The sequence below is a fragment of the Mycobacterium sp. HM-7 genome (assembly GCF_053852335.1).
Genome location: NZ_CM132657.1, coordinates 1,864,837 through 1,885,926, shown reverse-complemented (window position 1 = coordinate 1,885,926; position 21,090 = coordinate 1,864,837). Strand labels below are relative to the sequence as shown.

The window sequence follows — 21,090 nt, the reverse complement described above, 5'->3', positions numbered from 1 at the left end:
ACCATATCAGCTGGTCAGAGCGCCGCGACCAGCGAGTCCAGCACGACGATCGCGCCGTACGCCAGGAGCACCTGTTTCAGCCAGCGCGGCCCGTCGCGGCGGCTTCGGGCGACGGCCAGGCCGAGGCCGAGCACCACGATCACCGGGACCGTGATCGCCCAGTGCGCCCACACCTGCCGCGGTCCGTACAGCAGCAGCGCGGCGGCGGGTCCCAGCGACCAGTCGCCGGAGGTGGCCAACGAGTTGCCCATGGCGTCGGTCAGGAAATCAGCCGCTTGGAGGCCGCCCAACAGCAGGCACAGGCACGCGGTCACCAGGAGCATCGACTCCGCAGCCAGTCGGATGTCGAGCCGGTGCTTGACCACCTGGTGACCTCCGATCAGTGCGTACGGCTCAGTGCGTGCGGCGCAGGACAATCAGATTGTCCCGCAAAACGGCGTCTTCGCCAGTGGGACCGATCGCCTCGCGTTCCACAGTACCGACGTGTTGCCGCTGCCACCCTTCCTCGGGCAGGTCGAGCTCGGCGACAACCTCGTCAGCTGACTGAAAGTGGTGGTCATGGATGTGTTTGGAGGCCCAGGGCGGCGCCTCGCCATGGTCGACGATCAGCAGCGTGCCGCCTGGCGCGACGGCTGCTGACGCCTGCCGCAGTATTTGCCGGCGCTCCAGATGAACCGTGGAATGCAGGAACTGCGCCGACACCAGATCGAAGCTGCCCGCCGGGAAACTGTGGGACAGATCGTGGTGCCGGAAGTCGATGCGCTCGGCCACTCCCCTGGCTTCGGCCGCGCTGCGGGCCCGATCGAGGGCATTCGTGGCGATGTCGACCGCCACGACGTTCCAGCCCTCGGTGGCCAGCCAGAGCGCGTCGGCGCCCTCGCCGCAGCCCAGGTCCAGGGCGCGGCCCGGGGTCAATCCGCCCGCGACCGTGGCCAGATGGGCGTTCACCCGGCCACTCCACATCTGTGGCTTCTCGGCGTACCGGCCTTCCCAGTGTTCCTGCGGCGTCTCGGTCGTGGACATGTCAGTTCTCCTGCTGATCGAAGTTGGGCCAGGGCATGACGGGTAGGCCGAACTGGTCGTGCAGCAGACTCTGCACGATCGCGGCGGCGGCGGCGGAACCGGCGGCGATCGCCGAGGCCACCTGGGGCATCTGAGCGCAGACGTCGCCCGCGGCGAAGACCCCCGGAACGGAGGTGCGGTTGATCTGATCGACCATCACGGCGTCGACGACGACCGGGCCGGGCGGGGCGAGCCGCACCCCGAGCTGGGCCGCCAGGTCGGTCCGCTGCCGCAGCGCGCTCGCCACGAGCGCGCCCTCCCGCTTCAGTTCGTCGCCGTCGGCGAACACCACGGATGCCAATGCGCCGTCGCGTGAAGCGAATTTCACGATCTTGCGCTCGTCGACCTGCACACCGGCGTCGTCCAGCGCGCGGTACTGGTCGTCGTCCAGGCCTGAGGGACCGTTCGTGACGACGACGACGTCGTCGCTCCAGCCTCGCAGCATCAGCGCCATGTGCACGGCGCGGTCGCCATCGGCCAGGACGGCCAGCGCCTGATCGCGCGCTTCCCAGCCGTGGCAGAACGGGCAGTGGAACACCGATCGGCCCCAATGGTCAGCCAGTCCCGGGATGTCGGGAGACTCGTACCGCATGCCGCCGGCCAGCAGGATCCGCCGGGCGTGGTGCTCTGATCCATCGGCGAGGTCGAGCCGGAACGCGTTGCCGCCGTGAGCCTTTGCGCCGGTCACCTGCCCGTCGATGACCTGGACCGACGGGTACTCGGCGAGCTCGCGGCGCGCCTCGGCGTACAGGTCCGCCGGCGGCCGCCCGTCGTGGCCCAGCAGTCCCCCGATGCCGTGTGCCGCGCGGTTGCTCTGTTCACCGGCGTCGATGACCAGCGTGCGTCGGCGGGCACGGCCGAGCACCAGCGCGGCGCTCAGTCCCGCCGCCCCGCCACCGACGATGGCGCATTCCCATTCGTTGTTCATGACACCGACCTTGCCGGTCGACGCCGAAAATGCCAAGCTAATTTGCCATGCAGGCAAACCCTGAGGATGACGACATCGAGGCGCGGGTCCGGCGGCGGCTGCGGGAACTGCGCACGCAACGCGGCATGACGCTGGAAGACGTTGCGCGCGCTGCCGATATCGATATCTCGACGTTGAGCCGCCTGGAATCCGGTAAGCGCCGGTTCGCGCTCGACCACCTGCCCCGGCTCGCCGCCGCCCTGTCGATCAGCACCGACGAACTGATGCGCGCACCCGAAGCCGAGGATCCCCGGGTCCGTGGGGCGTCACACAGCCGCGACGGGATCACCTACTGGCCGCTCACTCGCGGCGGGCCGGCCGGCGGTCTGCACACGTTCAAGATCCGGGTGAGCACCCGGCGCCGGACACCGCCCGCCGAGCTGCCGGTGCACGACGGCCAGGAGTGGCTCTACGTGTTGTCGGGCAATCTGCGGCTGCTGCTGGGCGACCGCGACTTCACCATCAAACCTGGTGAGGCCGTGGAGTTCTCGACGTGGACACCGCACTGGTTCGGCACCGTCGACGGCCCGGTCGAGGCGATCGCCATCTTCGGGCCGCATGGCGAGAAGCTGCACATCCGCAACTGAGCCCGCATCCGCCGCGCTTTTCCCGATCTGTCCGCACACTCGCGACACACGAGAGCCCTAGTTCGCCGGATAGGCCGGCGGCGGGTTCACCCCGCGGAGGATCCAGGGGAACCAGTTGAAGAAGTGTTCGATCTCGTCGCTGCCGTCGTAGTCGGGGCTCGGGTCGAAGCCGTTGTTGGTGCCGCCCTCCCTGCCGTCGCGGTGCGGCGGTTCGGGTAGCTGACCGTAGACGGCGACGACGACGGTGCGGTCCAGGCTGTTCTCCGACCACACGCCCATCTGGTTGTTCGCGCAGTTGGACATGATCTGCTTGATGACCGGGTCGTAGTACCACTGGTTGATCAGCTCGACTCCGCTGATCGCCAGCGCCGGATTGATGGCCACCGTCTGCGCCACCGGCCCGCCGCGGTAGCCGGCGTCGGCCGCCCGCGCCTGGGGTGTGGATCCGTCAGAACCGATGTCGCCGTCCAGATTCCGGTTCGCCATCATGTCTCTGGCCTGGCGTGCGGCGGCCTCCTGCAGCTGCGGGTTGACGGCGATGTCGTTGGTGCACCCCGCCTGATGCTGCACGGTGTAGACGTTGGATACCACGGAGTCGTTGAGCCGCTTGTTGTTCGGGATGAGGGTGTTGCCGTTGTCGGCGTGCGTGAGCGGAGAGCAGAGCACAGCGCTGACGGGCACGACAGCCAACGCGGACAGCACCAGTGGTCGACGTCTCATGTTGGATTCCTTTGCGTCAGGGATGAACACCGGGCGGCGACTGGTAGTGCGCCGCGGAGTTTCTCAGCTGCCAGATCTGTGCGGGGCACAGTTCGTTGACGGCCTGCGAGATGAGATACGACGCCTGGTAGTCATCGTCGGTGTTGAAATCGCCTCGTACGTCGCCCATCACCTGGGAGAATGGTTGACCGGCCGCCACCTTGTCGCAGATGCCGTAGCCATAGCGCAGCGCCGCATCACCGTCGGGGAAGTTGTAGCCGGGCCGCACGGTCACGCCGATCAGGTAGGCCGTCGTGTCAGCCTGGGCCGTCGCAGGTACCGACAGCACGGCCAGCACCAACACCGCGAGCAACCCCAAAGTCCACCGTCTGGTCATGCGGCTCACATCGGATCGAATTGCGAGATGAGCCAACGGTTATCGACCTTGTCCAAGGTCACGCGCACGCTCGACGCGGTGCTGGTCGGCGCACTTTCGCCGATGATCATCGTCTGGTCCACGAACAGCATCACCACAGCGTGGCTCGGCGTCGCCTTTGTCCACGCCGCCGCGGGTACGGTGGCGACGGCCGAGATCTTCTTCTGCTTGGAGCCCGGGATCACCACGTCGCGAGTCAGCTTGGTGTAGGAGTCGAGGAAGTTGCCGGTCATGTACTTCTTGGCGGCTTCCAGATCCTTGTCGACGGTCTCCGGCTTGTACGACAGCAGCGCGATGGTGCCCGCGGTGGCGGCCTTGGTGGATTCGGTTTTGGCCGTGTCGGTTTGGTTCAGCGACACGTCCTTCCACTGCAGGTAGCCGGCGGCTCCCCCGAGCGCGAGCACGAGCGCAGGCAGCAGGCCGTAAACGGCGACGTTCGACCACGCGACGCGGCGCCGCGGCGTTGCAGGCGCCGCGTCGGTGGTCTCTGTTGTTTCGTCGGACACTGCGGCGTCGGCCTCGACCTCTTCGAGTTCAGCCACCGAAGCCGTTGCCTCGTCGGATTTTTCAGCTGCGGCATTGTCGCCGCGGGACTTGGTCAGTTTCACGGCACAAACTCCACGTTCGACACCTTCATCACATCACCGACTTTCTGCACCGCGAGGCGCATCCGCCACTCGCGTGGTTCCTGCGCCTGCGCACCGACATTCGAGGTCTTCACGGCCACCGCCACCAGCACCTGTGCCGAGTCACCGGACTCCGATTCCAGCCCGGCCTCGGTGATCGAGCCCGTGGACGTCGACTTCGCCTCCTTGACGACCTTGATGAAAGGCGCTGAGCGCTTGGCGAAGTCGTCGTAGAAATCCCCCGTCGCGCTGTCGAGGATGCGCTGGACATCGGCATCGGCGTGCTGCCAATCGATCGTGGTCAGGTTCAGTGCGCCTTGCCGCGCCGCCTGGACGATCTGGCTCTGCCGCTCGTCGATCTGAGTCGCGCGGTGCGTCCGCACCACCTGCCAGCCGACCAGGGCACTGAGTGCGACCACCAGGATCAGCCCGCTCACCGCTGCCAGCCTGCGCACCGACTTCGGCTTCGCCGGTTCGGCGACGGGTTCGTCTGCGCCCGCGCCATCCGTCGTGTCAAGGTCGTCGGTGTCGGGATCGAGTACGGCGACCCCGCCGCCCTCGATCAGCTCCCCGGCTGCGGCGTCATCATGCTTTGCCATGTCTTCTCCTTCGGAGCTGTGTGCGCCAAATCGGCTTGGGTATAGCTCTTTCCGTCAGGGCCGATGTACGTCCCACTGGCAGGGTCGTACTCGGCCACCGCGACTGGTGGTGGCCGTTGAGCCGCGCCCTCCGGCGGCGGGCCCGGCCGCAATTGCGGCACGTCCTGTCCGGTCCAGGTGGCGTTGGGATCGCCCTTCCAGTTGTAACCGTCATTGAGCGGCGCGTACTGCTCGTCGCTCTCGCATTGCTTGACGGTGGCGGCGCGCTTGCCGGGCACCGTCTCGCACGGCAGGTTCTTGGCGCCCCGCACGTTGAACATGCCGTCCTGCGGGGTCCGGCAGTACAGGTCGCCGGCCGGGAGTTCGGGATAGTCCTCCAGCGCCGGGTTACGCATCTGCTGAGCCGGCAGGTAACCGGTGGTGCAGGGCGGCGGCAGGTTGAGGTTCAGGTTGAAGCTCAGGTAGGCGCCCTTGTACGCCTGCTTCGTGTCGCGGTTCGCCAACGTAACGCCCTGCGCCGCTTCAGTTGTCCGAGGCAGCAGAACCAGGAGTTGTTCGAGGTTCGGCTGGTAGGTGATCGCCACCTTGTTGATGGACACCAGGTTCTGCAACAGGATCGGCAACGTCGGCTGCAGCCGGTTGAACAACTGGCCCATCTCGCCGAACGCCGGGCCGCCCTTGTCGAGTACGGTGCCCACAGCCTTGTCCTGGGCCTGCAGTTCGCCGGTCACCGTTGCGAGATTTGCCGCCCATGCCTGTATCGCGTCCGAGGTGTTGGATTGTGAATCGAGCACCGGCTTGACGTTGTCGATGAGACTGAGCAACGGGTCGAGGTTCGCGCGCGCGTCGATGGCCAGCTGACTGCCGCCCTTGACGATGTGCGACAGCTCCGGCCCCAAACCGCCTACGGCCGTCGCCGATTCGTCGATGACTGTCTTGAGATTGTCCTTGGGCACCGCTTGCAGACCCTTGGTCAGCGAGTCGATGACGGTGTTGATGTCCGGCGGCACCGAGGTGTGCGCCAACGGGATCACGTCGCCGTCTTTGAGCGGCCGAGAACTCGCGCTGCGCGGCGTCAGCGACACAAACTGTTCACCGATTGCCATCTGGCTGTGGACGTCGGCCTGCACGTCGGAGGGGATGTCGGTGCCCGAGTTGAGCGACAGCTCGGCCTGGACCCCGGACGGTGTCAGCCCGACGGACTGCACCCGGCCGACCACGGTGCCGCGGTAGGTGACGTTGCCGGTGGCGTAGAGGCCGCCGGTCTCGGGCAGTTCCATCTTCACCACGTAGCGTCCGATGCCAAAGAGCTTGGCCGGCAACTGCATATAGATCAGGCTCATCATGGTCACGGCGACCAGCGCGACGAGGGCGAAGATCGCGAGTTGAATTCTCACGCGTCTGTCGAGATGCATTTACGGCCCCTGATCCCAGCGGTACGGAATGGTCAGCGGATTGCCCGGGTTGTTCGGCCCACCCGCGGTGCACGGGCTCGGGAACTGGCCGATGGTGCGACCCCACTGCAGTTCGAGCTCCGTCAGGTCGCACTCCCAGCGGGTGCCGGTGAAGAACGCCTGATCGATGCGGCTGAGGGTGAGGTCGACGATCGCGGTGAGGTTCGCGTAGTCACCGCGCTGCCACTTCTCGATGGTGTCGCTCGGGAACGGCACCGTGGGGATGAAACTGAGCGCCCGGGTCATGGCCGGCCCGGCGTTGGCGAGCTGTTCCAGGGTCGGTCCCAGGGCACGTAATTCCTTGATCACGTTCTCTTTTGACCGGTCCACGGTGTCCGTGGCGAGGGCGGCGAACTTGCTCAGTTTGTCGGCGGCCTTGACCAGGTTCTCACGCTCACCACTGAGCACCGCCAGCGCTTCCGGGATGGTGTCGATGGCCTTGTCCAGGACCGGCTGGCTCGCGGCCAGCTTGCCGACGACGACGTTCAGGCTCTCCGACGCCGCGATGATGTCGGGCGTCTGGTCCTTGACGTTCGCAGTGAACGTGTCGAGCTGCTTGATGAGGCTGCGCAGGTCCTCGGCGCGCCCGTGGAACGCCGTGCTGAACGCCTCGGTGATGTCCTGGACGTTGCCGATGCCACCGCCGTTGAGCACCATCGACACCGCCGACAGCGTCTGCTCGAGTGACGGGAAACTGCCGCTGCTTGCCAGCGGAATCACCGACCCCTGGTGCAGTTTTCCGTGCGGCCGGCCGTCCTTCGGCGGTCCGAGCTCGACGTGCAACGTGCCCAGCAGGCTGGTCAGGCCGAGCTTGATCGTCGAGTTCGCCGGCGCGTTCACGTCACCGTTGAGTCGCATGGTGACCAGCGCGTGCCAGCCCTGCCGCTCGATCTTGGTGACCGTGCCGACGGTGACGTCGGAGACCCGGACGCGCGAATTCTCTTGCAGGTTGGTGACATCCGGCATCTGCGCCTGGATTTCGAACGCCCCGGGCCCGCCGCCCTCGGTGCCGGGCAGCGGCAGGCTGTTGGCGCCACGCCAGCCCGAGCAGCCCGCCGAGGCCAGCAGGGTCAGGGCCGCCAGCAGGCAGCCCCCGGTCGTACGCAATCGGGTCATGACCCACCTGCCTGCGGCGTCATCATCCCGGCGAGCCCGGCATTGGCGTCGGTGGCCATGGTCTGCGGAGCCTGCGGCTGGGGTGCCGCGGCCGCCTGTTGCGCCACGGGGGCCGCCGGTCGGGACGGTGGCACGTAGTCGGGCCGCATCCAATCCTCGCTGTAGGTGACCTCATTGGGCCGCGCCTGGGTACCCACCATCAAGTTCTCGCCCAGCGGCAGAAAGTTGTATTGCCGGTTCTTGACGATCGGCGCCAGGTACTGCGCGCACAACTTCGACGACTGATCCGCGCCGAGGCGCGACGCGGCCTGGATCGCGCCGCAGATGAAGCTGACCGGATTGGCGAAGTTGTTCGCCGCCAGGATGCCGGTCAGTGAACCGACCGCCGGCTCGTAGATGTTGTTCAGGTCCGCCAATGCCGTTGGCGCAACGTGCAATACCTGCTTGATGTCGTCCAGGCTGCCCACGATCGCGGTGCTGACCGACCCCAGCTTGTCCGACGCTGTCCCGACGGCTTCCTTGTTGTCCGCGACGAACGACCGCAGGTCGTCGGCGACCGAGCTCATGTCGTGGAGCGCCTGCCCCACCTTGTTGGGGTCGTCGGTGACCAGCCCGGTCACCTCGGCCAGGTTGGTGTTGAGCCGTTCCAGCAGTCCGGTGCTGTCCTGCAGCGCCGACACCAGGATCGAGAGGTTCTTGAACGTCGAGAACAGGTCGTTGCTGTGGTCGCCGAGGATCGAGACTGCCTGGGATAGCCGGATCACCGATTCCCTGATGCTGGCACCCTGCCCACGCAGGTTGTCGGCCGCGGTGTTGATGAACCCGCCGAGGGTGCTGACCCCGCCCGCCTGGTCGGGTTTGAGCAGATCGGCCACGCGCTGCAGCTGGGTCCGGACCTGATCCCACTCGACGGGCACTGCCGTGCGATCGAGCGGGATGACGGCGCCGCCCCGTAGCGTCGGTCCGCCCCGGTAGGGCGGGATCAGCTGAATTGCCCTGCCGGTCACCAACTGTGGCGACAGGATGACGGCCTTGGCGTCGGCCGGCACCTGGTACTTGTCGTCGAGCCAGAAGGTGACCTTGACCTTTTCGGGCCCGGGTTCGATCTTCTCGACCTTGCCGACCGGCACCCCTTGGATCAGCACATCGTCACCGCTGAACAACTGGTTGGTGTTCTGGAAGTAGCCGACCACCTCGTTGCGCGACGCGCGCTGGAACGCCTGCACCGCGAAGTATCCGCCGCCCACGACAAGGGCCAGTACGGCTGTCACGACGAGCAGGCGCGCGGGCAGCTTGCTCATTGCCGGCCTCCTTCGGTCGGTACTTCAACGGGGTCCGACACCTGCAGTGGCGGGGTTTTCGGTGGTTCGGGCATGGCGGTCTGTCCGGGTGCGAGCGCCGGCGGTCCAGGTGGTGGCCCGCCGGGCGCCGGGGCCGGCTGCGCTTCACGGACCGGGTAGCAGCCAGGTCCGGGCAGCGGGATTCCGGGTGGACCACAGGCGGTGTCGCCGGGCTTGCCGGTGATCGCATCCGGAATGGTCATCCTCGGGTCCCCCGTCTGGCCGGTGCGCGGGAACGGCACCGGCAGCGGCGGCGTGCCCGGTTGGCCGGTCTGCGGATCCTGAAGCTGCGACGGCAGTTTCGTGTTCGGATCGACCCCGAGGTCCGAGAAGGCGGCATCGACGAACGGCTGCACGAACTGACCCGGCAACAGGTTCACGATGTACGCCTTGAAGAACGGGCCCGAACTCACCGCATCGCCCAGCGCCAGGGCGTACTGGCTCAGTCCCTTGACGGCCTGCTGCAGCCGCTCCTTGCGATTGTCGAGCATCGCGACGACGCCATTGAGCTTGTCCAGCGCCGGCCGCAGCTGAGTCTTGTTCTCCGCTATCAGCCCCTTGAGTTGCTGCGAGACCGCCGACAGGCTGTTCCACAGCCGGCTCACCGCGGCGCTCTGCGAACGCAGCTGCACCAGAAGCGCATTGGTGTTCTTCACCAGGCCCACCACCTGGTCGCTGCGCTTGGCCAGCACCGTCGTCGCCTTCGACGCATTGTCCAGCAGGCTGCGCAGTTGGGCGTCCCTGTCGTTCAGGGTCTTGGAGAATCGCGCGATGCCGTTCACCGCGTCGCGCAGATCCGGGGCGGTGTTCGCGAACGCCTCCGAGACAGTGGCCAGCGAGTCCGACAGCTGATGGGTGTCGAGCCCACTGATCGCGTTGGTCACATCACCGAGGGCGTCCGGCAGCTGGTATGCCGACACGGTCCGCTCGAGCGGGATGGTGCCCGCGAGGTCGCCGTCGCCCTTGGGCACGACTTCCAGCATCTTGCTGCCAAGCAGGCCTTTGGTCTTGATCGCGGCCTCGGTGCGCTCCCCGAGGTGCACGTTGTCGTCGACGGTGAATTTGATCAGCACGCGCGGACCGTCGAGATCGATGCTGGCGACCCGTCCCGCCGGAAAACCCGAGATGTCCACGGGCGCACCGGTGTGCAAGCCGCTGGCGTCTTCGAAGTATCCGGAGTATGTGGTCGTGCCGCTGACGAACGGGATCTTCTGGAACAGCAGTGCGACGGTCGCGATCACCACCACGGCGCTGATGCCTATCGCGCCAAGGGCGAAATGGCTTCGCTCGGCAAAAGGTTTCATTTCGGCGTGCACCGTCCCGAGGTCTGCCCGGCGACCTTCACGTAGACCGGTTGTCCCCCCTTGCCGTTGAGCTTGAGCACCGCATCGCAGAGGTAGAAACTGAAGAAGTCGCCGTAGATGCCCTGCCGCGACAGCGCCTTGTATTTGTCCGGCAACGTGTTGAGGAAGTTGTCGAAGTAGTCGTGGTCGGCCAGCACGATCCCCGCGGTCCGGTCCACCTCGTGCACCGTCTTGGCCAATGGCGGCCGGGCCTCGGTCAGCAGGCCGGCGATCGAGTTGGCGGCCGCATCGGTGTACGCCACCGCGTTCGAGACGTCGGTCTTGCGTTGCGCCAGGCGGTCCACCAGCTCCGACAGCGACATCACGGCCTTGTCGAGCTTGTCGCTCTTGCCGCCGAATGAGGTCAGCACCGTGTTGAGGTTGGTGACGACCTGCCCGATCAACTGATCGCGGTCGGCCAGGGTGTTGGTCACCACCGCCGCCTGCGCCAGGAACGAGCCGATCGACGGCCCCTGCCCCTGCAGCGCCTGGATCAGCTGCCCGCTCAGATCGTTGATCTTGTCGGGACTCAGCGCGGAGAACAGCGGACGGAAGCCACCGATGACGGCGTCGAGATCCAGTGCGGGCTGCGTCCGGTTGACCGGGATCGTGTCGCCCGGGTTGAGTTTCTTGGTGCCGCCGGCGCCTTCCTCGAGGGCCAGGAAGCGATCTCCGACGACGTTGTCGTACCGGATCACGACGCGGCTGCCCTCGGTCAGCACGACGGAACTGTCGGCGGTGAACTCGACGGTCACGGTCGAATCGCGGTTGATGGCGACGTTCTTCACCTGGCCGACCTCGACACCCGCGATGCGAACGTGGCTGTCCTTCTTCATGTTCGAGACGTTGACGAACCGGGCGAAGTAGGTGTGGCCCTCGTCGAACCGCAGGTCGGCGAAGACGGCCCAGAGGGCGACCGTGCCGAGTAGACATACCGACAGGAAGACGGACAGCCGCAGCAGCGTGCCTCTAAGGTTCTCCACGGCTTCCCTCCTGCCTCGATCGTTGGTTGGTCATCACGGTCAGTTACCGCCTGCCTCGGCCGGCAACGCGGGCACCTCAGCGGGCAGAGGCGGCGCATCGACGGCCGCCGGCGCCGATTGCGGTTGTGCGTCAGCGGGATTCGGCGGTGCGGGCGGCACGCCCGGCCACAGCGGTATCCCGCCGGGTCCGTACAGCGGCGCGCCATAGGGCGGCGCTCCCGGATACGGGATCGGACCGGGAGCAGGCCCGGGCAGGCACTGCCGGATGCTCGGGGCCTGCGGCACCGCGCGGGTGCTCTGGAACCACTGGCCCCAGCACGGACTGCCGATGCCCGGGTTCGGGCGGATATCCAGCCCGGTCCCCCAACCGGTGTTGGTGATCAGTTGCCGCACCGGGAAGTTCTTGGCGACATCGGGCAGCGAGCCACAGCCCGGTTGTCCGCCCGGCCCGCCCTTCGCCGCGACGATCGGCAGGTTGTCGGGGAACACGTACGGGTTCTTGCCCGGCAAAAGCGTCGCGTCGAGGATCAGCGAGCGGCCGTCGGCGCCGCCGAACACACCCCACGCACCGGTGTCGAGGAACTTCTTGGTGCCTTCCAACCAGCACGTGTATCCGGGGCTGTACTTCAACAACAGGCTCGTCGTGGGTTCCAGCCCGTTGATCGCGTCGACGAGGTTGTCCCCGTTGGGCCCCAGTAGATCGGTGCCGGCTTCGGAGAATCCGATGACGTTCATCAACAGGTTGTCGAGGGCCTTGGCCTTGCCCGTCACCGTGCTGCTGGTGGTGCTCGCGGCGTTGAGGATTTTGACGATGTTGTCGGCGGCCGCACCGTAGGTGTCGCTGAACTGCTTGAACGACCGCCAGTCGTCACGGATCTTGTCCGAGCGCGAGTTGAGTGCCGTCAGCACCTCATTGAGATCCGTTGTGGCCTGGCCCATTCGCGCGCCCTGGCCGCGGACGCCTTCGGCGACGGCGCTGAGCACCGAGTTCAGTTTCGCCGGATCCACCATGTCGAGCAGGTTCACGATGTTCTCGAAGACGGTGTCGACCTCAGTCGTCGTGTGCATGGATTTCAGCACCGTGCCGGCGGCCAGCCGAGCGCTGCTCGGCGCCTGCGGATACACCAGGTCGACGAACTTGGCGCCGAATGCCGTCGTAACACTCACCTGCGCACCGACATTCGCGGGGATGTACTTCACCTGGTCCGGGTCGAGCTTGAGTTGGAGTGTTGCCCCTGACTTGCTCACGTCGATCTGGCTGACGCGGCCCACCAGTACGCCGCGCATCTTGACCTTGGCATTGGTCTCCAGCACCAGACCTGCGCGGTCGGCCATGACGGTCACCGGCACATAGGATTTGGCCGCCCCGGTGAAGATGACGACGGTGACTGCCATGAACAGCACCACGGCGGTGATCAGGATCAGTGCCCACCACGAATTCGAGATCCGACGATCTCCCTTGCGCGCTTCCACCGGCTAACCCGCCATGTTGAAGTTGCCGGACTGGCCGTAGATGGCCAGTGAGATGAATACGATCTCCACGGCGGCGATCACCATGGACAGGCGCACCGCGCGCCCGACCGCTTCACCGACACCGGCCGGACCACCGGAGGCGGCGAACCCGAAGTAGGTGTGTACCAACATGATCACGATGGTGATGGCGACGCACTGGACGAACGACCAGATCAGGTCGGTCGGATTGAGGAACGTATTGAAGTAGTGGTCGTACACACCGGCACCCTGCCCGTAGACGGTGGTGGTACCCATGCGCGCGGCGAAGAACGCCATCATGACCGCAACGCAGTACAGCGGAATCACCACGACCACCGCCGCCAGCACCCGAGTGGAGGCGAGGTAGGTGATGCTGCGAATGCCGATCACTTCGAGGGCGTCGATCTCCTCGTTGATCCGCATGGCGCCGATCTGCGCCGTGGCGCCGGCGCCGATGGTGGCGGACAGCGCGACGGCAGTGGTCGCGGGCACGATCATCCGGACGTTGAGGAACGCCGACGCGAATCCGGTGAGAGCCTCGAAGCCGACGGACGAGAACTGGTTGTAGCCCTGGATCGCCACCAGAGCACCGGTCGTCATCGTCAAGAAGCCGACGATCGCGACGGTGCCACCGACCACGACGAGCGCGCCGGTGCCCAATCCTGTTGCGGCGATGAGCCGTAGCAGCTCCGCGCGGTAGTTGACGACGGCATCGGGAATCGACCCGACGGTGTGCGAATAGAAGGCGCCCTGTTCACCGATACGGTTCCAGCGCGCGACCCAGCTCTTGGTCAGTTTGTCGAGCCGCGGGAACCTGCGGCTCGGGACGTCGACAGTCATCTCTCCCTCACGACACCGTGTACTGAATCGCGACAGCGGTCACGATGACGTTGATGGCGAACAGCACCATGAAGGTGAACACCACGGTCTCGTTGACGGCGTTGCCGACGCCCGCGGGACCGCCGCGCACGGAAGTGCCCTTGTAGCAGGCGATCAGGCCGGCAGCCATACCGAACAACGTGGCTTTGATGAGCGCGACGATGATGTCGCCCGGTCCGGTCAGGAGGTTCAGGCCACCGACGAAGGCGCCTGGCGAGACGTGCTGCACCGTGGTGCAGAACAGGAACGCGCCCGTCAGGCCCACGAGGATCACCGTCGCCGACAGCGCCAGCGCCACCGTCGTTGCGGCCAGCACGCGGGGCACCACAAGCGACCGGATGGGGTTGATGCCCATCACGCGCAGCGCGTCGAGTTCTTCGCGGATGGTCCGCGCCCCGAGGTCGGCGCACATCGCCGTCGCGCCCGCCCCGGACACCACGAGCACCGTGACGATCGGGCCGATCTGGTTCACCGTGCCGATTGCGGCGCCGGTGCCGGAGAAGTCCGCGGCGCCGAATTCGGTCAGCAGAATGTTGAAGGTGAATGTCAACAGCACTGCGAACGGCATCGTGAGCAGCAGCGCGGGCAGTACCGACACGCGTGCCACGAACCACGTCTGCATGACGTATTCATGCCACGCGAACGGCGGCTGGAACATTTGCACAAAAGTGTCGAAAGCCATGGCGAAGAAGCCACCCAATGAGGTAACCGGCTTAGCGGCAGTGCGCGCAATCGCTACCATTTGCCGCCCGCGCTTTCCAACCAACGCGCCAAATCCACTACACACGGTCGATGAGCGATCGCTGCGGCCAACATGGGTAGGGACGCTATCAACGCAGGTCATATGACGACTACCTCCAGATGGAGGGATCTACTCCTGTGAGGTACCCCCCATCGGGGGGACAGGTGTGATCTGCACAACACCCGACGCTGCGGAATGTCAATTCCGCCTGACAATACGAATAAAGCGGTATCACGAAATTGCTGAATCCGCTCCCGAATGACCATTCCGAATACGGCGCAGCAGACCGCAGCGACAATAATTGAAGAAATTCAAAAGAACTGCAGATACAGAAAAGCGCGCGACTATTGCGCCTGTTCACCGAATCCGGATTGCGCATCCATGTAGAGCGTGATGGCCTCCAACCGATTGCCGGCGCCGATCTTGCGCAGGATGCGCTTCACATGAGTCTTGACCGTTTCCACCGACACGACGAGCTCGTCCGCGATCTCCGCGTTGGACTCACCGCGCACCATCCTGGCGAATACGTCCCGTTCGCGCTTGGACAACGCCGCCGTGAACGCATCGACCGCCGCGTCCGCCTCGACCGTGTCATCGTCGCCGATGGCATACAGGCTGACGGCCGTTCCGGCGATGCGGTCGGCTTCCTCGGCCAATCGGGCGGCGGCGCCGATGATCGACACCCGGAGTTGTTCCACCCGCCCCGAATTCAGCAACCGCTCGTAGACGAACGAATACACCGACAGCAGCAGGCCCAGCGTCTCGATGTCGCCGTCGGCCACGGCGCCGCGGGCGCGCGACATATGGACCAGCGCAACCACTTTCGACTCGACCACGATGGGCGCGACCAAATAGTCCGCGGCGCCCAGAACTTCACGGAAGCCTTCGGTGGCCGGCACCTCGGCTTCGCCGGCGTGGACGACGCGACGGAACCTGACGCAGTCCTGTTCGGCGAGGGACGCGCTGCGTGGCACCGGGTTTCCGGTGCCACGCGTACCGTGCGACGTCACGGGGATGAACTTGTCCGGTGCTATCGACGACAGCACCGCACTGCTGAACCCGATGGTGTGACATAGCTCGGTGCATACCTGACGCTCGAGCGCCGGAACGGACGACGCGGCTTTCAACCGCCGGATGCTGTCGATCACCGACCGTGCGGTCGTGCCCGAGTCGTCACCTGAGATCAGGCGCGCCTCGACCTGCGCCTGCAGCGACGCCATCAAGAGCCGCTGCGCCACGGCGGGCATGAGGGCGATGCCGTCACCGTCATCACCGAAGAGCACTTCCTCGGTTGTGGCCGCCGAGTTGGCGATGGCCTGCTCGAGGGTGGTCGCCTTGGTCGATCGGGGCAGGTTGAGCACGCTGCGTAGGTGGCCGTCAATCTGGTTCAGCCTGGTCACCATCGCCCGGCGCGTCATCGTGACCGTCCGCTCCCCACGCCGGCGTCCATCGCCAGGTACATCGCGAGGGCGGCCGCGCGATTTGTGGTGTTGAACTTCTCGGCGATGCGTTTGAGGTGCGACTTCACGGTGCCTTCGGAAATCAGCAGACACCGCGCGATGTCACGGTTGGTGGCACCGGTCGCCACATAGGACATGACCTCCCGCTCACGCGGGGTCAGCTCGGGCAAGACGGCCGGCTCACTCGCGGTCTGAGCAACCGGGTCGCAACCACCGGCATCCGACGCTGCCGCGCCACCCGGCACCGCCGGGGTCATGAGTTGATCCATTGTGGCGCACAGCTTGTCGACCTCGACCCGTTGTTGCGACACCTTCTCTTCGAGAACCGCGCGCTCGTACACCACCGCCAGGCACTCGGCGAACGCTTCGAGCAGATCGAATTGATCCATGATCGTGGTGCCGGAGGCTTCCGGGAAGTCGGCATGCAGCATCCCGATCACCGTGCCGCCGACGGTGATCGGCGCCGCGAGGTAGTCCTGCCGGGCCGACGCGGTCGGCCGGGACACGACGACGCCGTGTCGCCCCCGGACCAGGGCGGCCTCCGCTTCGGAATCTTCGAACCGGACCGCCACGCCCATCGAGAACCCGTGGAAGGAACCAGATGTCGCGCTACGCGCGTGCAGATGCCGCGGCAGCCAGTCGTGCTCGCGGACTGTGGAGACCATCACCCGGCTGAATCCGAAGTCTCGGCACAACAACGTCGTCGCGGCCTTGATGGTCTCCCGCGACGAAACGCCACGTAGCGAGTCGACGGCATGCCGAATGGCATTCAGGCGCCCGACACCATGGGCCACCGCGCGACCGCTCAAGTCACGCCGGAGCCGCTGGACACCCGCCAACAGGTCGTCGGTCGCGCCGCCGGTGGTGCGCTGCCGCTCGAGGCGGCGCCGGAAGCGATCCAGCTGCCGGTCCAGCTCGCGATGCGCGCCGTGACCACGAAGATTGCGGCCCAGCGAGTGCAGATGGTCCGCTCCTGCCGTCGTCTCAGCGTGCCCGGCGATGAGCGTGGCCATTCACTCCCCTGCCTTGAGGTCGAACCGTGACTGATGTCAACACGTTCCGCGGCGTGCGCGGCCAACCGGGTCGGACGCGCGGCAGCTCTGCCCAGCTGCGATCAATGCGCGTTCAACAACCGTTCGAAATGTTGCTACGCCGATTCTGCGCGGGCGACAGCTGTCGAACTATGTCCGCAACCGACGAAAAAACGAGGACTACCCGCCCCGCTCTGTCCTCACACGACAAACCTGTGAGTCAGCAAACCGCCGGAGCTACAGATACGCGGTCTGATTGACCAGCCGCACCGCGGAGCCACCGTCGCCGAAGAACTCGGCGATGCTCAACGACGCCAGGTCCAGGTGCAGGCGGTACAGGATCCCCGGTCCGGCATCGAGCGCCTGCCGCAGGATGGTCTTGATCGGCGTGACGTGCGAGACGACCAGGACCGTCGTCGCGCCGTGTTCGGCGATGATCCGATTGCGGGCACGGCGAATCCGGTGGGTCACCGTATCGAAGCTCTCGCCGCCGGGCGGCGCGACGCTGGTATCCCCCAGCCAGCGGCCGTGCAACTCCGGATCCCGTTCGGCCGCTTCGCGGAACGTCAAGCCTTCCCAATCGCCGAAGTCGGTCTCGATGAGGTCGTCGTCGACGGTGACAGCCAGGCCAAGCGCATCCGCTGCAGCCTTCGCGGTGTCCAGCGCGCGCTGCAACGGCGAGCTGAGCACCGCTGAGATTCCGTCGATGCCAGCGACATACGCGGCGGCCGCCGCAGCCTGCTCGCGACCGAGTTCGGTGAGCGGCGGGTTACCCCGGCCCGAGTAACGACGGTGCACCGACAGCTCGGTCTGGCCGTGGCGCAACAGCAGGAACCGGGTCGGCGCCCCGACAGCGCCAGTCCAGCCAGGTGGGGATGGCTGTGCCGCAGCGGCTTTCGATTCTGTCACCGCCGCCGGGGATACTGACCGCGTCGGCGCGGCCGCCGCGTCCATGGCCTCATTGGCCAATCGGTCGGCATGAGAGTTCTGCGCGCGCGGAATCCACGTGTAGCTCACCCGCCCGAAGCGTCGGGCCAACGCCGCGGCCTCCTGGTTCAGCGGCACCAGGTCCGGGTGCTTGACCTTCCAGCGGCCGGACATCTGCTCGACGACCAGCTTCGAATCCATCGACACCGCAACGTCATCGGCATCCAGAGCGGCCGCGGCTTCCAGGCCCGCGATCAGACCCCGGTACTCGGCGACGTTATTGGTCGCCACCCCGATGGAGGCGCTGCTCTCCGCCAGCACCTCGGCCCGGTCGGCCGAAAACACCACGGCGCCATAGCCCGCCGGTCCCGGATTGCCGCGTGAGCCGCCGTCGGCCTCGACCAGAACTCTCACAGACCGGTTTCCCCAGCGCGGAAGTCCTTGACCCGCACCAGAATCGCCCCGCACTCGGGGCAGCGCAGCACATCGTCGTCGGCGGCCGCCGAAACCCGGGACAGCTCACCACGATCAAGGTCGATGCGGCAGGCGCCGCACCGACCGCCCTGCAGCAGTCCCGCGCCGGCACCACCCTGCTTGCGTTGCTTCTCGTACATCTCGGCCAGTTCCGGGGCCACCGAACCCAGCAGCGCCGCACGGCGATCGGACGCCACCTGCCGCGACTCGTCGATGGACACCAGCGCCTGATCGCGCTCGACCTGCGCCGAGGTCAGGTCACCCTGCAGCGCGTCGATCAGGGCCAGCTCCTCGTTCCGCTCGCCCTGCAGCTCTTCGCGCCGCTCCATGATCTCGAGCTGCTGCTCCTCCAGCGCGGCCTGCCGGCGCTGCAGCGTCTCCAGCTCGTGCTGCAGTTCGGCCACCTGCTTCGCCCCGACCGAACCACTGTCCATGAGCTGCTGGTCGCGCGTCTCGCGCTGGCGCACCGCGTCGATCTCGGACTCGAACTTGGCGATCTGCGCGTCCAGATCCTCGACAGCGATGCTCAGTGCCGCCAGCCGATCGTTGGCCTCGCGGTGCTCGGCCTGCACGGCGTCGAAGCGCTGTTGCTCGACCAGATGCGTCGACCGGTGCGTCAGGCGGGTCAGCGCGGCGTCCACTTCGGCCACCTCGAGCAACAAACGTTGTTGCGACACTTCAGCTTTCATGTTCACGTCTCTCAGCAGGTTATCTCGACGTTCCAGGGGTCGGTACGAATCTGGCTGACCCGCACCGGCAACGCATCACCGAATTGTGCACGCAAGACCCCGGCGGCCTGCTCGCACCATGGAAATTCACTCGCCCAATGCGCCACGTCGACCAGCGCCACGTCCGATTCGCGGCGGTGCTCGTCGGCCGGATGATGGCGTAGATCGGATGTCACGTAGACGTCGACACCGGCCCTGGTCACCGCGTCCAGCAGTGAGTCGCCCGCGCCCCCGCAGACCGCGACGCGGGACACCAGGGCGTCCGGGTCGCCCGATGCGCGCACACCCCACGACGTGGTGGGCAATCCACGCGCGACGCGGGAAGCGAAGGCCGACAACGGTTCCGACTCCGGCAACGAGCAGATACGCCCGATCCCCACGTCCGACGGCAGAGGCGCCAAGGTCAGAACGTCGAACGCCGGTTCCTCGTAGGGGTGAGCCGCGCGCATCGCCGTCAGCACCGCCCGACGCAGCCGCGACGGCGCGATCACCTCGACACGGTCTTCGGCCACCTGCTCGACGGCACCAACCATGCCGATGGTCGGCGTTGCGCCTTCGAGCGGCAGGAACTGGCCGACGCCCATGGTCGCCCAGCTGCAGTGCGAGTAGTCACCCATCTGTCCGCCACCGGCGGCGAACATGGCATCCCGGACCGCGTCGGCGTTCACGTGGGGCACGAAGACGACCCATTTGTCCAGGTCAGCCCGCGCCTCGGCGGGGTCGAGCACGCCGTCGACCTGCAGGCCCAGTGCCTCGGCCAGCGCATCCGACACCCCGGGCGCGGCGGCATCGGCATTGGTGTGCGCACTGAACAGCGCCGCGCCGCGGCGGATCAGCGAGTGGATCAGCGCGCCCTTGCCGGTATCGGCGGCCACCGTGTCGACCCCGCGCAGCAGCAGCGGGTGGTGCGCCAGCAGCAGCCCGCCGTCCGGCACCGACGCCGCGACGGCCGCGGTGGCGTCGACCGCGATCGTCACCGACGCCACGGCCTCGGACGGGTCGCCGCAGACCAGACCCACGGAGTCCCAACTGTGCGCCAGGGCCGGCGGATATGCGCGGTCCAGCACGGCGATGACGTCCCGCAACGGCACACTCACCAGGGCACCTCCTCTAGCGCTTCGACAAGCACAGACCATTCCGGACGGACTGCCGCGCGCAAGTAGCCGTCGGGCAGCCCGAAGAACGTGTCGCAGCGGCGCACCGCGATCCCCTTGCCCGCCAGGTGCTTCCGGGCCAGCTCGGCGTCCGGCACCGAGAACAGGACGAAGGGGGCCACCCCGTCGGCCACCGGGAAACCAGCTGCCGTCAGACCCGCCGCCATCTCGGCCCGCAACTCGGTCAACCGTCGCGCTCCGGCCTCGGCCTCGGCGACCGCGGCCGCTTGGCAGCACGCCGTCAGCGCCTCCAGCTGCAGTGTGCCCAGCGGCCAGTGCGGCCGCTGCCCAGTCAGCCGCGCCAGCACGTCGGGTGCGCCCAGCGCGTAGCCAACCCGCAGTCCCGCCAGCGACCAGGTCTTGGTCAGGCTGCGCAGCACCACGACGTCGGGCAGCGACCGACCGGCCAGCGACTCCGGTTCGCCGGGCACAGCGTCGGCAAAGGCCTCGTCGACGACGATGATCCGTCCCGGGGCCCGCAGCGCCAGAATCTCGTCACGGCGGTGCAGGACGCCGGTCGGATTGGTGGGATTGCCCACAATCACGAGGTCGGCCTCGGCCGGTACCGCGGCCGCCCCGGACAGCCGGAAGGGCGCGTCCAGCACCACGTGCGCGACGGGCACCCCAGCGGCGTCGAACACGGCTTCGGGCTCGGTGAACGACGGCGCGATCAGCGCCGCCAGGCGGGGTCGCAGCAGCGGCAGCAGCGCGAATCCCTCGGCACCGCCCGACAGCAGCGCCACTTCATGCAGGTCACGGCCGTGTCGGGCGGCCACGGCAGCGCGCGCCGCGGCCACGTCGGATGAGGTCGGGTAGCTGCCCAGGTCGGCCAGCCGCGCCGCGAGCCGGTCGGCGAGCCACTGCGGCGGGCCGCCGGCGCGGACGTTCACCGCGAAGTCGAGCATGCCGGGAATCACAGCCTGATCGCCGTGATAGCGCGCCCCGGGTTCCACAGGTAAACCCTAGATCAGAGCTGTCAGAAGCCGAGAAGG

At 66.9% G+C, this 21,090-nt stretch carries 22 protein-coding genes; 1 reads left to right on the top strand and 21 read right to left on the bottom strand.

What is annotated here, in order from left to right:
• Window positions 1-14: 14 nt before the first annotated feature.
• The 3 genes from ACWW1C_RS09035 to ACWW1C_RS09025 are packed head-to-tail and all read right to left on the bottom strand — an operon-like array spanning window position 15 to window position 1,990.
• On the bottom strand, window positions 15-365 hold the full coding sequence (locus tag ACWW1C_RS09035) for a hypothetical protein (protein WP_455983113.1): 351 nt from the start codon (window positions 363-365) through the stop codon (window positions 15-17).
• Window positions 366-393: 28 nt separating this feature from the next.
• Entirely contained in the window at window positions 394-1,023 is a 630-nt protein-coding gene (locus tag ACWW1C_RS09030; RefSeq protein WP_455983112.1) for a class I SAM-dependent methyltransferase, read from the bottom strand.
• A gap of 1 nt (window position 1,024) precedes the next feature.
• Window positions 1,025-1,990, bottom strand: a complete 966-nt coding sequence (locus ACWW1C_RS09025) for an NAD(P)/FAD-dependent oxidoreductase (protein ID WP_455983111.1) — start codon at window positions 1,988-1,990, stop codon at window positions 1,025-1,027.
• A 47-nt stretch (window positions 1,991-2,037) separates the two neighbouring features.
• Between ACWW1C_RS09025 and ACWW1C_RS09020 the strand changes: the two genes are divergently transcribed.
• Window positions 2,038-2,616, top strand: a complete 579-nt coding sequence (locus ACWW1C_RS09020) for a helix-turn-helix domain-containing protein (RefSeq protein ID WP_138248576.1) — start codon at window positions 2,038-2,040, stop codon at window positions 2,614-2,616.
• Window positions 2,617-2,673: 57 nt separating this feature from the next.
• Here ACWW1C_RS09020 and ACWW1C_RS09015 read toward each other — a convergent pair whose 3' ends face one another.
• The 18 genes from ACWW1C_RS09015 to cobC form a co-directional block, all read right to left on the bottom strand.
• Window positions 2,674-3,336 carry a CAP domain-containing protein gene (locus tag ACWW1C_RS09015; protein ID WP_455983110.1) on the bottom strand — a complete coding sequence of 221 codons (663 nt, stop codon included), beginning with the start codon at window positions 3,334-3,336 and terminating at the stop codon, window positions 2,674-2,676.
• A 16-nt stretch (window positions 3,337-3,352) separates the two neighbouring features.
• The gene (locus tag ACWW1C_RS09010; RefSeq protein WP_455983109.1) at window positions 3,353-3,712 is read right to left on the bottom strand and encodes a DUF732 domain-containing protein; all 360 of its coding nucleotides are present in this window, start codon (window positions 3,710-3,712) and stop codon (window positions 3,353-3,355) included.
• Between the two features lie 5 nt (window positions 3,713-3,717).
• Complete coding sequence (locus ACWW1C_RS09005) at window positions 3,718-4,359, bottom strand: hypothetical protein (protein WP_455983108.1); 642 nt, start codon at window positions 4,357-4,359, stop codon at window positions 3,718-3,720.
• Window positions 4,356-4,976 (bottom strand): mammalian cell entry protein, encoded by a 621-nt coding sequence (locus tag ACWW1C_RS09000; RefSeq protein WP_455983107.1) that lies wholly within the window; start codon window positions 4,974-4,976, stop codon window positions 4,356-4,358. Before ACWW1C_RS09000 ends, ACWW1C_RS09005 begins: the two co-directional genes overlap by 4 nt.
• Entirely contained in the window at window positions 4,940-6,391 is a 1,452-nt protein-coding gene (locus ACWW1C_RS08995) for an MCE family protein (RefSeq protein WP_455983106.1), read from the bottom strand. Before ACWW1C_RS08995 ends, ACWW1C_RS09000 begins: the two co-directional genes overlap by 37 nt.
• Window positions 6,392-7,546 (bottom strand): MCE family protein, encoded by a 1,155-nt coding sequence (locus ACWW1C_RS08990; RefSeq protein WP_455983105.1) that lies wholly within the window; start codon window positions 7,544-7,546, stop codon window positions 6,392-6,394.
• Window positions 7,543-8,847: an MCE family protein gene (locus ACWW1C_RS08985; RefSeq protein ID WP_455983104.1), complete on the bottom strand. Its 1,305-nt coding sequence runs from the start codon at window positions 8,845-8,847 to the stop codon at window positions 7,543-7,545. Before ACWW1C_RS08985 ends, ACWW1C_RS08990 begins: the two co-directional genes overlap by 4 nt.
• Entirely contained in the window at window positions 8,844-10,190 is a 1,347-nt protein-coding gene (locus ACWW1C_RS08980; RefSeq protein WP_455983103.1) for an MCE family protein, read from the bottom strand. Before ACWW1C_RS08980 ends, ACWW1C_RS08985 begins: the two co-directional genes overlap by 4 nt.
• Complete coding sequence (locus ACWW1C_RS08975; protein WP_455983102.1) at window positions 10,187-11,212, bottom strand: MCE family protein; 1,026 nt, start codon at window positions 11,210-11,212, stop codon at window positions 10,187-10,189. The genes ACWW1C_RS08980 and ACWW1C_RS08975 overlap by 4 nt, the downstream gene beginning before the upstream one ends.
• A 39-nt stretch (window positions 11,213-11,251) precedes the next feature.
• On the bottom strand, window positions 11,252-12,685 hold the full coding sequence (locus ACWW1C_RS08970) for an MCE family protein (RefSeq protein ID WP_455983101.1): 1,434 nt from the start codon (window positions 12,683-12,685) through the stop codon (window positions 11,252-11,254).
• Window positions 12,686-12,688: 3 nt separating this feature from the next.
• The gene (locus ACWW1C_RS08965; RefSeq protein ID WP_455983100.1) at window positions 12,689-13,543 is read right to left on the bottom strand and encodes an ABC transporter permease; all 855 of its coding nucleotides are present in this window, start codon (window positions 13,541-13,543) and stop codon (window positions 12,689-12,691) included.
• Window positions 13,544-13,550: 7 nt separating this feature from the next.
• The gene (locus ACWW1C_RS08960) at window positions 13,551-14,324 is read right to left on the bottom strand and encodes an MlaE family ABC transporter permease (protein WP_455983099.1); all 774 of its coding nucleotides are present in this window, start codon (window positions 14,322-14,324) and stop codon (window positions 13,551-13,553) included.
• A 344-nt stretch (window positions 14,325-14,668) separates the two neighbouring features.
• Window positions 14,669-15,742, bottom strand: coding sequence for a response regulator transcription factor (locus ACWW1C_RS08955; protein WP_455983098.1), 1,074 nt, complete (start codon window positions 15,740-15,742; stop codon window positions 14,669-14,671).
• Complete coding sequence (locus tag ACWW1C_RS08950; RefSeq protein ID WP_455983097.1) at window positions 15,739-16,797, bottom strand: helix-turn-helix domain-containing protein; 1,059 nt, start codon at window positions 16,795-16,797, stop codon at window positions 15,739-15,741. Before ACWW1C_RS08950 ends, ACWW1C_RS08955 begins: the two co-directional genes overlap by 4 nt.
• A gap of 255 nt (window positions 16,798-17,052) precedes the next feature.
• Entirely contained in the window at window positions 17,053-18,156 is a 1,104-nt protein-coding gene (locus tag ACWW1C_RS08945) for a bifunctional RNase H/acid phosphatase (protein ID WP_455983096.1), read from the bottom strand.
• The gene (locus ACWW1C_RS08940) at window positions 18,153-18,905 is read right to left on the bottom strand and encodes a zinc ribbon domain-containing protein (protein WP_455983095.1); all 753 of its coding nucleotides are present in this window, start codon (window positions 18,903-18,905) and stop codon (window positions 18,153-18,155) included. The genes ACWW1C_RS08945 and ACWW1C_RS08940 overlap by 4 nt, the downstream gene beginning before the upstream one ends.
• 11 nt (window positions 18,906-18,916) lie before the next feature.
• Window positions 18,917-20,041, bottom strand: a complete 1,125-nt coding sequence (locus ACWW1C_RS08935) for a Nif3-like dinuclear metal center hexameric protein (RefSeq protein ID WP_455983094.1) — start codon at window positions 20,039-20,041, stop codon at window positions 18,917-18,919.
• Complete coding sequence (gene cobC, locus ACWW1C_RS08930; RefSeq protein WP_455984206.1) at window positions 20,038-21,003, bottom strand: Rv2231c family pyridoxal phosphate-dependent protein CobC; 966 nt, start codon at window positions 21,001-21,003, stop codon at window positions 20,038-20,040. Before cobC ends, ACWW1C_RS08935 begins: the two co-directional genes overlap by 4 nt.
• Window positions 21,004-21,090: the final 87 nt, after the last annotated feature.